Here is a 15234-nt window from a genome sequence, read left to right on the forward strand (position 1 = left end):
ACTCGTCTGGGGAGGACGACCATGCAGGTCGCACAAAACACGGCGGTCATCGACCGCGCAACCGATGCCGCCGCGCTGATCGACGGGAAGGCGGCGCCGGAAAACAGCGTTCTCGCCTTCTGGTGGAAGCTGGTGGACACGCGCATCGGCGTCATCCCGCTGCCGATCTACGCGATCCTCGTGGCGCTGATCGCCGGCTTCCTGGCGACCGGCAAGCTGCCGACCGAGATCTGCATGGTGATCGCCGTCCTGGCGGTCTGCGGCTATAGCTGCGCGGAGATCGGCAAGCGTCTGCCGGTGTTCCGGAACATCGGTGCGGCGGCGATCTTCGCCACCTTCATCCCGTCCTATCTGGCCTACAAGCACCTGCTGCCGGACCAGATCTTTACGGTGGTGACCGACTTCACGAAGTCGACCAACTTCCTCTACCTGTTCATCTCCGCGATCATCGTCGGCAGCATCCTGGGCATGGACCGCAACGTCCTGGTCAAGGGATTCCTGAAGATCTTCGTGCCGCTCGCCATCGGGTCGGTCGCGGCCGGCGTCGTCGGCACGCTGGTCGGCGTGGCGATGGGCATGAGCGCCTATCACAGCTTCTTCTTCGTGGTCGTGCCGATCATGGCCGGCGGCGTGGGCGAGGGGGCCATCCCGCTGTCCATCGGCTATTCGGAAATCCTGCACGTCCCGCAGGGCGAGCTGTTCGCGCAGGTTCTGCCGCCGGTGATGCTGGGCAGCCTGACCGCCATCCTGCTGTCCGGCGCGCTGAACTACCTCGGCAAGCGCAAGCCGCACCTGACCGGCGAGGGCCGCCTGCAGCCGGCCGGCGACGACGACCTGCACCCGGCCCAGCAGCCGGAGATCACCGGCACCAACTGCGTCAGCACGTTGGCCGCCGCCGGGATCACCGCGATCACGCTGTACCTCGTCGGCCTGATGTGCCATCGCCTGTTCGGCCTGCCGGCCCCCGTGTCCATGCTGTTCCTGGCCGTGCTGGTGAAGCTGCTGCGCGCCGTGTCGCCGGGCCTCCAGCAGGGTGCCTATGTGGTCTACAAGTTCTTTTCCACCGCCGTGACCTACCCGCTGCTGTTCGCCATCGGCGTGGCGATGACGCCCTGGGACAAGCTGGTGTCGGCCTTCAACGTGCCCTACATGGTGACCATCGTCGCCACGGTCGCGACCCTGATGGGCACCGGTTTCCTGGTCGGCCGGTTCCTGGGCATGTACCCGATCGAGACGGCCATCGTGAACGCCTGTCACAGCGGGCAGGGCGGCACCGGCGACGTCGCGATCCTCACGGCGGCCAACCGCATGCAGCTTATGCCCTTTGCGCAGATCGCCACGCGCATCGGGGGTGCTATCACGGTGACCGTGGTGCTGATCGTCCTGGCCCACATCGTTTGAGGCTGACAGCCATATGGCTCCAGGCACCGCCTTCCGCGTCCGGCGGAGGGCGGTGCTTTTTGTGTGGTTTGCGAAGAAAAAGGGAAACGGGCGCGAATGCCTCGTGATGGTGCAGAGGGTAAGGGAACGTTCGGCCTGCGGCTGAAGGAGGCGGGCGTCGTGGTCATGACGCTGGCTCTCGGCGGAGCGGGCGGGGCGCTGTTCAACTGGATCGGCATGCCGGCGGCGTGGCTGGCCGGCTCCATGGTGGCCGTCGCCGCCGGGGCCATCGGCACGCGGGTGCCGCTGCATGTGCCGGACTGGATGCGCGAGGTCTCCTACACGCTGATCGGCATGTCCATGGGCTCCGGCATTTCGCCCGACACGTGGCGGGTGATGCGGACGTGGCCGCTCAGCATGCTGATGCTGGCGCTGTCCATCGCCGCCACGGTGATGGTGTGCTCGGCCTATCTGGAGCGGGTGCACAACTGGGACCGCGCCACGGCCCGCTTCAGCTCCATCCCCGGTGCGCTGGCCGCCGTGCTGGCGATGGCGGCGAAGGCCGGGGTGGACCTGCCGCGCGTGGCGCTGGCGCAGAGCCTGCGGCTGTTCATCCTGGTCGTCGCCATGCCCTGGATCCTGCGTTACGTGGCGCCGCCGCCGGGGCTGGGCGCCCATGCGGCGGCGGTCGACCCGGAAGGCGCGCTGGGCGTCCTGGGGCTGCTGGCCGCCAGCGGGGCGGGGGCGTGGCTGTTCAAGCGCTTCCGCCTGCCGGGCGACGTGCTGCTCGGCGCGATGCTGGCGAGTTCCGCGCTGCACCTGTCGGGGCTGGTGCACGGCGTCGTGCCGACGGCGGTCCTGGTCGCCGGGTTCCTGACCGCCGGGTCGACCATCGGCGCGCGGTTCCGGGGCGTGCCGATGGCGACGCTGCGGCTCGCCATCGGGCCGTCGGTGGCCAGCGTGCTGATCGCGCTGGTCCTGTCGGCGGGCTTCGCCGGGGCGGCGTCCCGGTGGCTGGAGATGCCCTTCGGCTCCCTGTGGATCGCCTACGCGCCGGGCGGGCTGGAAGCGATGACCATCGTGGCCTTCGCGCTGGGGCTCGACGTGGCCTTCATCGGCGCGCACCATGTGGTGCGCTTCCTCGGCATCGGCGTCTGCACCCCGCTGTGGGAGCCGCGCAAGCCCGGCTCTGGCAAGGTACGGGAACCGAGCCAGATTCCGGTGCAGGACCTCGCGGAGCGATAAGACCATGCGCATTCTGGTCGTCGAGGACACCGAGGATCTGGCCGACGCGATCATCCATCGCCTGCGCAAGCTCGGCTACGGGGTGGACTGGGCGGCGGATGGGGAACAGGCGGCGGAACTGCTACGGACCGAGACCTACCAGCTTCTGGTGCTGGACATCATGCTGCCGGGAATGGACGGGCAGACTCTGCTGCGGACCCTGCGTCGGCGCGGCGACCGGACGCCGGTGGTGGTGATCACCGCGCGGTCGGAGGTGGACACCAAGGTTGACCTGCTCGACCTCGGCGCCGACGACTATGTGGTCAAGCCCTTCGATTTCCGGGAACTGGAGGCGCGCTGCCGCGCCCTGCTGCGCCGACCGCAGGGCATCGCCTCGTCGGAGACGGCCTTCGGCAACGTCACCTTCGACGGGGCCGGGAAGAAGGTCGCCGTCGCCGGGCAGCCGGTGGACCTGTCGGCCCGCGAGTTCCGCCTGTTGGAATTGTTCCTTGCCAACATCGGCCGGGTCATGAGCAAGGGCGCCCTCATCGACCAGCTGTGCAGCCTGGACGAGGCGGTGGCCCCCAACGCGATCGAGCTGTACGTCTCCCGCCTGCGGCGCAAGCTGGACGGGGCGTCGGTGGTGATCCGCACCGTGCATGGGCTGGGCTATGTTGCGGATCTCACGCAGGAGCGCTGAAGCCTCCTCCCTGCAACGGCGGCTGTTGCTGCGGCTGTTGGTCGTGCTGGGGATCGTCGGCGCGGTGCTGTTCCTGTTCGTGCGCGCTTACGCGCACCGGGCGGCGGACCGGGCCTATGACCAGCTCCTGTCCGCCTCCGCGCTCGCCATCGCCGACGCGGTGCAGGTGGAGGAGGGGGCGATTACCGTGGACCTTCCCTATTCCTCGCTGAGCATCCTGGGCATGGCCCGGCGCGACCGCGTCTTCTACAAGATCGTGGCGCCGGGTGGGGCGCTGCTCACCGGCTACGGCGATCTTCCGGCCAAGCCGGCGCACGGTGGGGAGAGCGGTCCCGTCTTCTCGGACGCTGTCTACCGGGGTGTGCCGGTGCGGGTGGCGGTGCTCGGCCGCCTCATCGTGCGGCCTGACGTGACCGGGCCGGTCACCATCGTCGTCGCGCAGACGCGGGAGGCGCGCGACGCGCTGGCCCAGGAGATCTTCGCCAACGCTTTCGCGCCCATCCTGCTGGCCGTGCTGGCCGGTGCCGCGCTGCTGTGGTTCGGGGTGCGGCAGGCGCTGGAGCCCTTGGGCTATCTGGAACGGCTGATCCGCGCGCGCCGGCCGAACGACTTCAGCCCCATCGACGTGCCGGCCCCGGCTGAGGTCAGTCAGCTTCTCGGCGCCATCAACCACCTGATGGGCCGCCTGAAGGCGAACCTCGACCAGACCAAGACCTTCCTGGCCGACGCTGCGCACCAGATCCGCACGCCGCTCGCCGCCCTGCGCGCGCAGGCCGAAATCGCGGCGGAGGAGACCGAGACCGACCGCCTGCGCCGCATCGTCGGGCGCGTCCACCGCAACGCCGTGGAGGTGAGCGAACTGACCACCCAGCTTCTCAGCCACGCCATGGTGCTGCACCGGGGCGAGGCCGTGCAGCGCGAGACGGTCGATCTGGCGGCCCTGATCGGGCAGGTCGTCCACCGGGCGGAGGCGGTGGCGGAGGGCACGCCGATCCGCATCGTGCAGGAGGGGCAGGCCACGTCCTTCCTCGTCTCCGGCGATCCCGTCAGCCTGCGGGAGGCCCTGGCGAACCTGCTGGACAACGCCGTCAAGTACGGCGGCGGCCCGGCGGGGGTGGAGGTGCGGCTGCGGCCGGGCGGGCATGGCCATGGCCCGGTGGTGGAGATCGCCGATCACGGTCCCGGCATCCCAGACACGGAAAAGCCGGTCGTGCTGCGGCGCTTCGGGCGCGGCAGCGCTGCGGCCGGAACGGTCGGCAGCGGCCTCGGCCTCGCCATCGTGGAGGCGGTTGCGGAGGCGCACGACGCCGCCTTTTCGCTGCACGACCGGCCCGACGGCGGGCTGCTGGCGCGGCTGGCCTTTCCGCCGCCGCAAGAGGGCGCTAAGGCGGGTGCCAAGGCGGCGCTGCTGCCGCTGGTGCTGGCGATGCTGCTGGCGTTGTGGCCGGGGGTGGGGTGGGCGGACGAGATCACGCTGTTCCCGGCGCTTGGCCCCGAAGCGGAGCGGCTGCGCATCCACACCGCCACCGACCGGCCGCAGATGGAGGTGCTGATCCACGACTTTCAACAGGCGAACCCGAACGTTGCCATCCACTACGTCCAGATGACCAACACGGAGCTGTACGACAGCGTGGTGGCCCCCACGGGAGAAGCGCCGGACCTGCTCATCAGCTCCTCCGCCGACCTTCAGGCGAAGCTGGTGAACGACGGCTTCGCGAAGCCCTATGTCTCCGCCTACACCGCGGCCCTGCCGGACTGGGCGAACTGGCGGGACGAGGCCTTCGGCTTCACCCTGGAACCGGCGGTCATCGTCTACAACCGGACCCTCGTCCCGGAGGCGGAGGTGCCGCACTCCCGCGACGCGCTGATCCGGCTGCTGCGCGACCAGGAGGAGCGGTATCGCGGGCGCGTCGTCACCTACGACCTCGCTCAGAGGGGCATCGGCTATCTGTTCGCGGCGCAGGATTCCGTGCTGTCCAGCCAGTTCTGGCAACTGGCCGACACGCTGGGGGACGTGGGGGTGCGTGTCGCCTGCTGCACCGCCGACATGCTGGACGCCATCGAGCGGGGGGACGCGCTGATCGGCTACAACCTGCTGGGCACCTACGCGCGGGTGCGGCAGATCGCCGGGGCGCCCATCGGCATCGTGGCGCCGTCCGACTACACGCTGGTCGCCATGCGCGTGGCGACGATCCACAAGGATGCCCGCTCGCCGCAGCTCGCCGGGCGCTTCATCGACTATCTGCTGTCCGAACGCGGGCAGGGGGTGATCGCCAAGGGCGACGCCTTCTACGCCCTGTCGCCCACGGCCGAAGGGCCGATGTCGGCCGCGCACCTGCTGGAGGGCCTGAGCGGTCCGGTGCAGCGCATCGCGCTGGGGCCGGCGCTGCTGGTGTTCCTGGACGACCTGAAGCACGAACGCTTCCTGCGGCACTGGCAGCGGGTCGTGCAACGCCCGTGACCGCCCCGGCGTGAGTCAAAACGGTCTGAGCCAAAAATCCCCTCGGCGGCGGGGCCGAGGGGGCGCAGGTGCTTTTTGGAGGAAACGCAGCGCGTGCGCAAAGATGCGACGCGATGGCGTGTCTTATGGTCGCGAAAGCTGTCGGAAACCTGTCACGGCGTTTGAAAAAGCGGTTGCAAAAACGAATCGTCAATCGCGTGAAAATGCATGGACTTTGGGCAAAGCCGTCTATCCTCTTCTGCGTACTCGTTTCACGGGATTTCCTTTGGTTATAGTGGCGTCCCGCCTTCCCGGAGGGCTGCGCTTGCCTCCGCCGTCCCATTTCCAATGAAAATGTAATGATCCAAATCGTCTTTCTGCTGGCCATGACGGCCTGTTCTGCTGCATGGGCGATGGAGGTCCTTCCAGAGGCCGAGGCCGCAGCGGGATCATCCACAATCCTCGTGGCAATCCTGGCGGCCGTTTGTCTGTGCGGAATTTGGGCCTTCCGGCAATTCCTGCGTGCGCGCGGGCACGCCAATTTCATGGCTCATCGGATGGCGGCGGTGCTGCGCAGCACCACGGACGCGATCATCGAATTCGACCGCGACTGGCGGGTGACCTTCGCCAACGAACGCGCGGACCGCCTGATGTTGGACGAGCCGCCCCTGATCGGCCGAAGCCTCTACGACATCGTGCCGGAGTTCGTCGGGACACCGGTCTGGGAGGCGGCGCAGGCGGTGATGACCGGGCAGGAGCCGGCGGAGTTCGAACTGAGGGGGCCGCGCAGCGGGCGCTGGTATGTGGTGCGCCTGTTCCCATCCTCCGGCGGGGTGGTCGCCTACCTCCAGGACGTCACCGAACGGCGCGGCATGGAGGAGCGGCTGCGGAGCAGCGAAGAGCATTTGAGCATGGCGCTCAGCGCCGCACGGGCGGGCAGCTTCGAGACGGACCTGATCACGGGCAAGGCCGTGTGGTCGGCGGAGACCTTCCGCATCCTCGGGCTTGATCCCGAGCGGGACGAGCCAGGGGTCGAGACCTGGATGCGGCTCATCCACCCTGACCACGGGACGGATGGCTTCCTCGCACACCGGAGCGAGATCATCGCCGGGCTCCATCCGCATTTCGAGGTCGAATACCGCATCGTCCGTCCCGATGGCGAGGAGCGCTGGCTGTCGGCCTGGGGGCGCGTCCTCTCCTCCGCGAGCGGCCGGCCGGAGCGCATGATCGGCCTGACCGTGGACGTGACCGAACACCGGAGGACCCAGGAGGCGTTGCGCGCCAGCGAGGAGCGGTTCCGGGCGCTGATCGACAACGCCCCGCAGATCATGTGGATCAATCGCCCGGACGGCACGCTGGAGTTCTTCAACAAGGCGTGGCGCGACTACGGCGGCCGGATGATCACGGAAATGGAACGGTGGGACATCCTGCACCCGGACGACCGGCAGCGCGTCGTGGACCTCAGCCGCAACGCCATCGCCGCGGGCGTGCCCTACGAATTCGACCTGCGCCTGCGGCGGGCCGACGCCCTGTACCGGCACCATCTGGGCCGGGTCAATCCCATGATGCAGAACGGCCGGCTGGTCGCCTGGATCGGCACGGCGGTGGATGTGCACGACGCCTATGAGGCGCGGGCCGAGGCGGAACAGGCCAACCGGGCCAAGAGCCGTTTCCTCGCCGCCGCCAGCCACGACCTGCGCCAGCCGATGCAGTCGCTGTTCCTGTTCACGGAGGTCGTGCGCGGCCATGTCGCGAGTGAGGAGGGGCGCGGCGCCCTGACGATGCTGGAGCGCGGGCTCGACACGCTGAAGAGCCTGCTGGACAGCCTGCTGGACGTGTCGCGCCTGGACGCCGGCGTGATCAAGGCGGAGGTCGAGGACGTCGCGCTCGGCCCCTTGCTGGAGGAGGTCGGCGCCGCCTACGCACCCATCGCCGCCAGCAAGGGGCTGGCCTTCGCGGTGGAGACGCAATGCGGCGTGGCCGTGCGCAGCGACCCGACGCTGCTGGCCCGCATGCTGCGCAACCTCGTGGAAAACGCGGTGCGCTACACCGACGAGGGCTTCGTGCGGCTGCGCTGCCGCGCCGAGGCGAAAACCGACACGCTGACCATCAGCGTGGAGGACAGCGGCATCGGCATCCCGCCCGACCATTTGGAGCGGATCTTCGAGGAGTTCCATCAGGTCGGCAATCCCGAACGCGACCGCGCCCAGGGGCTGGGCCTGGGCCTCGCCATCGTCGAGCGGCTGTCGGCCCTGCTCGGTCATCCGGTCGATGTGCGGTCGGAGCCGGGACGGGGCTCGGCCTTTTCCATCGCCGTTCCCATGGCGGCGGGGCAGGGGGAGCGCGAGGCGCCCGTTGAGCCGATGCTGGAACGGTCCGGCCGCGACCGGCTGGCGGTGCTGGTGGACGACGACGCCATCGTCCTGCTGGGGCTGCGCGCCATGCTCCAGGATTGGGACTACGAAGTGCTGATCGCCGGCTCCACCGATCAGGCGCTGGAACGGCTGAAGGAAGACGGTCGGGCGCCGGACATCGTGGTTGCCGACTACCGCCTGCGCGACGGGCGCGTGGGAACCGAGGCCATCCTGCGCATCCGCGAATGGGTCGGGGCTCCGGTCCCCGGCGTCATCCTGACCGGAGAGACCGGGGCCGAGTGCCACCGCGACGCGCAGGCGCACGGGCTGGGGCTGCTGCACAAGCCGGTCACCCCCCGCCAGCTTCACAGCATGCTGGAAGACCACCTGCGCCTCGTCCGCTGCTCCTGACAGCTCAGGCCCTGATACCATTAGGTAATGGGCATGTTGCAGTGCGGACTCGATTCGCTTGCCCAAAAGGCGTATTGGTACGCCTACGCCTTTTGGGGGTCGAACCATGCTTGCGATTGTCGTCCTGTCTCTCCTGCTGTCGGGCTTCGCCGTCGTGATCTTCCGCATCCTGTCGGCCCAGGTCGCCACCGCCGGCCAGCCGGTGCGCGATCCCTGGTCGGCGAGCCATCTGAAGCGGGTGAAGCAGGAGCGCAAGACCGAGGAGGAGATCGCCGCCGGTCCGTCCTGGGCGTCCTTCCCGCGCGGTTTCTGATCCTGTCTCGCTGACCGCTGTTGCGCTGATCAGCGTCACGCCGGGCGCGAACGCGAACCGGGCCGGGAGTTTCCTCCCGGCCCGGCTGCGTCAGGGTGCTTCGGTGTGCAGCGTGGCGGATTACTGCGCCGGTTCGGCTGCGAGCTTCGAGGATTTCTGGTCGACCGCCGACATCTGCTTGGCCCGCATCGGCTTCAGGACGAAGATGGCCAGGAGAGCCGCGATCCCGTTGACGGCGGAGGCGAAGAAGAACACCGCCTGCCAGCTGCCCGTCGAGGCGACGGCGATGTTGGCGAAGGGAACGACCAGCGACGCGGTGCCCTTGGCCGTGTACAGCAGGCCGGCGTTGGTGGTGGCGAACTTCGAGCCGAAGGTGTCGCCGCAGCAGGCCGGGAACAGGCTGTAGATTTCACCCCAGGCGAAGAACACCAGGCCGGTCAGGATCACGAAGGCGACCGGGTTGTGGCCCCACTGGTTGAGCGCCAGGATGCCGAAGCATTCCAGGGCGAAGGCGACGAACATCGTGTTCTCGCGGCCGATGTGGTCCGACACCCAGCCGAAGAAGGGACGGGTCACGCCGTTCAACACGCGGTCGATCGACAGTGCGAAGGTCAGCGCCGGCAGGGTCAGGCCCATGATGCTGACGGGAACGCCGTCGAGGTGGAAGTCCTTGGCGATCGGGCCGAGCTGAGCGGTCGCCATCAGACCACCGGCCGCAACCATCGTGAACATCAGGTACATGACCCAGAAGACCGGGGTCTTCAGCATCTGCACCGGGGTGTAGTTTTCGCGGGACTGCGCAACCATGCCCTTCTTGAATTCCGGAACCTGACCGGCCTTCGGCTCGGCGAGGAACCAGGCGAGCAGGAAGACGACCGCGCCCTGAGCCAGACCGAAGGTCATGAAGGTGGCTTCATAGCCCGAGGACTTGATCATGTTGGCGATCGGAACGACCGTCAGGGCGGAGCCGGCGCCGAAACCGGCGGCCGTCAGGCCGGCCGCGAGGCCGCGGCGGTCGGGGAACCACTTCAGCGCGTTGCCGACGCAGGTGCCGTAGACGCCGCCGGCGCCGATGCCGCCGAGCGCCGCGCCCAGATAGAGCATCGCCAGGCTGTCCGCCACGGAGTTGATCGCCCAGGCCAGCGCGCAGAGCACGCCGCCGATGAGGACCACGATGCGGGGGCCGAACTTATCGACGAACCAGCCCTCGACCGGGACCAGCCATGTTTCCATGACCACGAAGATGGTGAAGGCAACCTGGATGCCGGCGCGGCCCCAATGATACTTCTCGTCGATCGGGTTGACGAACAGGGTCCAGCCATACTGCAGGTTGGCGATCATCGACATGCAGATCACGCCGATGACGAGCTGGAACCAGCGTCCGCCGAGGGGGGCCTTGTGACCCTCCGAGAGCGATTGGTGCATTTGTCTCCTCCTCGAATCGATCTCTTTTCGGTGAGTCGGGTTGTTGTTTTTTTAGTTTTTTTCTTTTGGGATGCTGGCCTTTGTTCAGGTGCCGCGTCCGTGCCCAGGCCCTTGCTGCCGAGATGCCGGCGCCCTCTCCATCCGGTGCGGGCTTCTCGGGAACCGCCGATTGGCATTAAAGATATGGTATGCCAGATACGCTCTGAGCGCGCAAGGATTTTGTGCGTGTAGCGAACTATTAGCGTAACGATCTTCCAGAGAGGCTGTTGGGGCCTTGCGCAAACGAAAAAGGACGGCCCGGGAAGGCCGTCCTTTTTCGTTTGGCTAATCGCCGTATCGGGCCGGACGGATCGTCCGGCAAGAGATTAGAACGCGCGCGGGAAGCTCGCCCAGGTAGGGCCGGAAACCTCGTCATCCGCGGGCTTTTCGATGCGGCGCAGGCGGTTGACGGGAAGGCCGGACGTCGAAGCGTTCGTGGAGCCGCCGGCCCCCAGCTGCGCGGCGAGAAGATGGCTCACCGTCCCACCGAAGACCGAGATCAGAAGCGCGAGGGCCAGAACGTCCAGCATGAGTTTTCTCCGTTTCGGGGATGGGTTGTTGCTTCGTTGTTGCGATGACTATGCCCATTGGCGAGGGCATCAGCAAGTGTTTTTGGTATACCAGATACCGGTCATGCGTTCTGAGCATGGTGCGGCGCCGAGCGGGTGTTGGATACGCATATATTTTCAAACGTAAGAAAACGAAGGTTCACCAGGGCCTTGTGCAGGAATTCGCGATCCAAATGGCTTTGTGCATCTGCACAACACCGGAATTGGACGACCGTTCCCGCCACCGACGCCGGGCGCCGCTTCGCCTTTCGTATGTAGGCGTATTGTCTGCTTGCAAAACAAACGGTACGCAATTGGCATTTGGTATGCCTGTGGCGTTCTCCGTGCGGGCGCGCCGCCATCACACGCCCGGAACAGGGCCAGCCTGGGGGAAACCGAAACCATGACCACCGCCATTTTCACCCACCCCGATTTCCTGCTGCACGACACCGGCCCCGGCCACCCGGAGCGGCCGGAACGGATCGCCGTGGTGTGGGAGGTGCTCGACCGGGACGAGTTCCGGTCGCTGCCCCGCCACATGGCGCCGGAAGCGACCGTGGAGCAGCTTCGCTGGGTTCATGAGCCGGCCTATGTGGACGCTGTGCTGGAGGCGATGCCGGAGAACGGCTATGTCCGGCTCGACGCCGACACGCTGCTGTCGCCCGGTTCGCGTTCCGCCATCCTGCGGGCGGCCGGAGCCGTCGGCGCGGCGGTGGACGCGGTGCTTGGCGGGCAGGCGACGAACGCCTTCTGCGCCGTGCGCCCTTGCGGCCATCACGCGGAGCCCGCGCGCGCCATGGGCTTCTGCGTTTTCAACAACATCGCTGTGGGCGCCGAGCACGCGCGCAAGCGCCATGGGCTGAAGCGGGTCGCGGTGGTGGACTTCGACGTGCACCACGGCAACGGTACCCAGGCCATGTTCTGGGACGAGCCGGACCTGTTCTTCGCCTCCACCCACCAGTCGCCGCTTTATCCGGGGACGGGACGGGCGGGGGAGACCGGGTCCGCGGGCAACGTCCTCAACGTGCCCCTGCCGCCGTATTCCGGCACGGTGGAGTTCCGGCAGGCCATGGAGCGGCAGATCCTCCCGGCGCTGGAATCCTTCCAGCCGGAATTGGTGATGATCTCCGCCGGGTTCGACGCACACGCGCGGGATCCGCTCGCTCAGCTGAACTTCACGGCCGCCGACTTCGAATGGGCGACCCGCAAGCTGGTGGATGCGGCCGACCGTCTGTGCGGCGGGCGGGTCGTGTCGGCCCTGGAAGGCGGCTACGACAATGTCGGCCTGGGGGAGGGCTGCGCCGCCCATCTCCGGGCACTGATGCGTGCTTGACGGATCTTGCCCATCGGTGGTGTTGCTCTGGCGCGCTTTCTGTTGGTATACCATATACCAACGCGGACCATCCCGCGTTTACCCAAACAAAATCAAGGTAGGGAGTTGCGCATCATGGAGCAGCAGACGGTCGAGATCACCCTGGCGAAGACCGACTCCGACATCAACGAAAGCTATTTCGTCATGAAGGAGCTTCGCACCCACATGACCGACGCGGATGCCTACCGCGACCAGATCAAGCGCCAGATGGAGGACGGCTATAACCTCGCCCTCCTGCGCTTCAACGGGGAGGTGGCCGGCTGCGGCGGCTTCCGGGTGCACGAGACCCTGTCGCGCGGCCGCTATATGTATGTGGAGGATCTGGTGACCTCGCCGAAGCTGCGCTCCTACGGGCTGGGCGACCAGCTGTTCGATTGGCTGGTCGGGCAGGCCAAGGAGCGCAACTGCGCGCAGATGGAGATCATCTCCGGCGTCCAGCGCGGCGACGCCCACCGCTTCTACCACCGCAAGCGCATGACGATTAAGTCCTTCCAGCTGGTGCTGCCGATCGGCTGATCCAGGCCGCGCGAACCTGTTCGAACCGGGCGCCTGGACCCCTGGGCGCCCGGTTTTTCATGCCCGGCCTTCGGCCCCTTTTTGCGTGTTGACATCTGGTATCTGGTATACCAAACTCTGTATTTGTTAGGAGTGCTGATTGATAGGGGTTCGTGCAATGGCCGCGCGGGGCGCGGCAAAAAGGGGGGAAGGGATCGGGACATGAAAATTTGCATCTACGGATCCGGGGCCATCGGCGGCTACCTGGGCGTGCGCCTTCACCAGGCGGGCGCGGACGTCAGCCTCGTGGCGCGTGGTGCCCACCTCGCGGCGATGCGCCAGAACGGGGTGAAGCTTATCGTCGGGGAGGAGGAGACCGTCGTCCGTCCCCGCTGCACGGACAACGCGGCGGACCTGGGTCCCCAGGATTACGTCATCATCGGGCTGAAGGCCCATTCCGTGCCGGGCGTGGTGGACGCGATCAAGCCGCTGCTGGGCAAGGACACCGCCATCGTCACCGCGGTGAACGGGATCCCCTACTGGTACTTCTACAAGAACGGCGGTCCGTTCGAGGGGCGGCAGCTCGATTCCGTCGATCCGGGCGGCGTGCAGTGGAACGGTTTCGGGCCGGAGCGCGCCATCGGCTGCGTCGTCTACCCCGCGACGGAGGTCGTGGAGCCCGGCGTCATCCAGCACATCTATGGCGACAAATTCTCGCTGGGCGAGCCGGACGGCACGCAGTCGGAGCGCGTTAAGGCGCTGTCCGCGGCCATGGAGAAGGGCGGCCTGCGCGCCCCGGTGCTCGACCGCATCCGTGACGAGATCTGGCTGAAGCTGTGGGGCAACCTGTGCTTCAACCCGATCAGCGCGCTGACCCACGCCACGCTGGATGTCATCTGCTCCGACCCGGAGACCCGCGCGGTCGCCAAGGCGATGATGCTGGAGGCCAAGGAGATCGGCGACCGGCTGGGCGTGCATTTCCGTGTGGATGTGGAACGCCGCATCAACGGCGCCGGCGCGGTCGGGGCGCACAAGACCTCAATGTTGCAGGACCTTGAGCGCGGCCGTCCCATGGAAATCGACGCGCTGCTGTCGGTGGTTCAGGAGATGGGCCGCATGGTCGGCTTCGCCACTCCGACCATCGACGTCGTGCTGGCCCTCGTGCGCCAGCGGGGCGAGGTCGCCGGGCTCTACACGCGGCCCGGCCGCAAGACGGACGAGGTGACGGCACCCGCCGTCGCGGCCCAATAGGCGGAAACGGTCCGGCCCCACTCCAATCAAAAAGAATGGGGGCCGGACCCCGGGTTCAAAGCCCAGGTTCAAAGGAGGAACGTCATGAGGGTTGAAGACATTCTCCGCCGGAAGGGAACCCGCATCGGCACGGTGCGGATCAACGAAACCATCGAGACCGCGCTGCGACTTTTGAAGGCCGAGAACACCGGTGCCTTGGTGGTCAAGGACGTCTGCCGGACGGAGGGAAACACCGTCGTCGGCGTCATCTCCGAACGCGACATCGTGCGCGGCCTCACCGACCGTGGGCCGGCTGTGCTGGGCCAACCGGTCACCGCGCTGATGAGCCGCCAGCCCGTCTGCTGCGCGCCGGGCGATTCCGTGCGCCACGTTCTCCAACTCATGGACGAGCACACGATCCGGCACGTTCCAGTGCTGGACGGCGCGACCCTTATCGGCGTGGTCAGCGTACGCGACATCATCAAGGCGCAGCTTGAGGCGGTCCCGCGCGAGGACGCCGACACGGAGACGTGGAGCTATCCCGTCGCCGCAAACCAATAAGCCTGTCCGCCGGCCGGAAGGCCGAAGGCTCGCCCGGCCGGCGGCTGTGGGAGGCACATAAGAATCATGAAAATCGCCATACCCAGGGAGCGGCGCGCGGGCGAGACACGCGTGGCGGCGTCTCCGGAGACGGTCAAGAAACTGAAGGCCCTCGGTCTCGACGTGACCGTGGAAAGCGGGGCCGGTCTGGGCTCCAACCTGCCGGACGCGCTGTATGCCGACGCGGGTGCTGCCATCGCGCCGGACGCCGCCGCGACGCTGGCCGACGCCGACATCGTGCTGAAGGTGCAGCGCCCCCTGATCGCCCAGGAAATCACCAGCGGTGAAGGCGGGCAGGACGAGCTGGCGCTGGTCAAGCGCGGGGCGCTGCTGCTCGGCATCCTCCAGCCCTACGCCAGCCGCGACCACCTCCAGGCCTACGCCGCCGCCGGGGTGACCGCGCTGGCCATGGAGTTCATGCCGCGCATCACCCGCGCCCAGGTCATGGACGTGCTGTCGAGCCAGGCCAACCTCGCCGGCTACAAGGCGGTGGTGGACGCCGCGGCCGAGTACGGCCGGGCCTTTCCGATGATGATGACCGCGGCGGGCACGGTGGCCCCGGCCAAGGCCTTCATCATGGGCGTCGGTGTCGCCGGCCTACAGGCCATCGCCACGGCCAAGCGGCTGGGCGCCATCGTCTCGGCGACCGACGTGCGCCCGGCGGTGAAGGAGCAGGTGCAGTCGCTCGGCGGCAGCTTCGTGG

At 67.6% G+C, this 15234-nt stretch carries 13 protein-coding genes; 11 read left to right on the plus strand and 2 right to left on the minus strand.

Annotated elements, in window-relative coordinates; genetic code table 11:
• Positions 1–21: 21 nt before the first annotated feature.
• The 6 genes from ACSVC7_RS05980 (at position 22) to ACSVC7_RS06005 (ending at position 8822) form a co-directional block, all read left to right on the plus strand.
• Positions 22–1401 carry a 2-hydroxycarboxylate transporter family protein gene (locus tag ACSVC7_RS05980; RefSeq protein ID WP_448203509.1) on the plus strand — a complete coding sequence of 460 codons (1380 nt, stop codon included), beginning with the start codon at positions 22–24 and terminating at the stop codon, positions 1399–1401.
• A 96-nt stretch (positions 1402–1497) separates the two neighbouring features.
• On the plus strand, positions 1498–2625 hold the full coding sequence (locus ACSVC7_RS05985) for an AbrB family protein (protein ID WP_483508067.1): 1128 nt from the start codon (positions 1498–1500) through the stop codon (positions 2623–2625).
• Between the two features lie 4 nt (positions 2626–2629).
• Entirely contained in the window at positions 2630–3304 is a 675-nt protein-coding gene (locus ACSVC7_RS05990; protein WP_448208627.1) for a response regulator transcription factor, read from the plus strand.
• 25 nt (positions 3305–3329) lie between these two features.
• The gene (locus ACSVC7_RS05995) at positions 3330–5765 is read left to right on the plus strand and encodes a sensor histidine kinase (protein ID WP_448208628.1); all 2436 of its coding nucleotides are present in this window, start codon (positions 3330–3332) and stop codon (positions 5763–5765) included.
• Between the two features lie 524 nt (positions 5766–6289).
• Entirely contained in the window at positions 6290–8509 is a 2220-nt protein-coding gene (locus ACSVC7_RS06000; RefSeq protein WP_483508069.1) for a PAS domain-containing hybrid sensor histidine kinase/response regulator, read from the plus strand.
• Between the two features lie 106 nt (positions 8510–8615).
• A complete protein-coding gene (locus tag ACSVC7_RS06005) occupies positions 8616–8822 on the plus strand; it encodes a hypothetical protein (protein ID WP_448208629.1) in 207 nt (68 codons plus the stop codon).
• Between the two features lie 120 nt (positions 8823–8942).
• Here the strand turns inward: ACSVC7_RS06005 and oxlT are convergent, their stop codons facing one another.
• Both oxlT and ACSVC7_RS06015 read right to left on the minus strand, forming a co-directional pair.
• The gene (oxlT, locus tag ACSVC7_RS06010) at positions 8943–10247 is read right to left on the minus strand and encodes an oxalate/formate MFS antiporter (RefSeq protein WP_448208630.1); all 1305 of its coding nucleotides are present in this window, start codon (positions 10245–10247) and stop codon (positions 8943–8945) included.
• A 365-nt stretch (positions 10248–10612) separates the two neighbouring features.
• Positions 10613–10816, minus strand: a complete 204-nt coding sequence (locus ACSVC7_RS06015; RefSeq protein WP_448208631.1) for a hypothetical protein — start codon at positions 10814–10816, stop codon at positions 10613–10615.
• 421 nt (positions 10817–11237) lie between these two features.
• Between ACSVC7_RS06015 and ACSVC7_RS06020 the strand changes: the two genes are divergently transcribed.
• The 5 genes from ACSVC7_RS06020 to ACSVC7_RS06040 form a co-directional block, all read left to right on the plus strand.
• Positions 11238–12167 carry a histone deacetylase family protein gene (locus ACSVC7_RS06020; protein ID WP_448208632.1) on the plus strand — a complete coding sequence of 310 codons (930 nt, stop codon included), beginning with the start codon at positions 11238–11240 and terminating at the stop codon, positions 12165–12167.
• Between the two features lie 114 nt (positions 12168–12281).
• Positions 12282–12722, plus strand: coding sequence for a GNAT family N-acetyltransferase (locus ACSVC7_RS06025; RefSeq protein WP_448208633.1), 441 nt, complete (start codon positions 12282–12284; stop codon positions 12720–12722).
• 201 nt (positions 12723–12923) lie between these two features.
• A complete protein-coding gene (locus ACSVC7_RS06030; protein ID WP_448208634.1) occupies positions 12924–13952 on the plus strand; it encodes a 2-dehydropantoate 2-reductase in 1029 nt (342 codons plus the stop codon).
• An 84-nt stretch (positions 13953–14036) separates the two neighbouring features.
• A complete protein-coding gene (locus ACSVC7_RS06035; protein WP_448208635.1) occupies positions 14037–14492 on the plus strand; it encodes a CBS domain-containing protein in 456 nt (151 codons plus the stop codon).
• Positions 14493–14558: 66 nt separating this feature from the next.
• On the plus strand, positions 14559–15234 hold a 676-nt coding region (locus ACSVC7_RS06040), incomplete at its 3' end, for a Rossmann-fold NAD(P)-binding domain-containing protein (RefSeq protein ID WP_483508072.1).

Source organism: Azospirillum mesophilum (assembly GCF_053470405.2).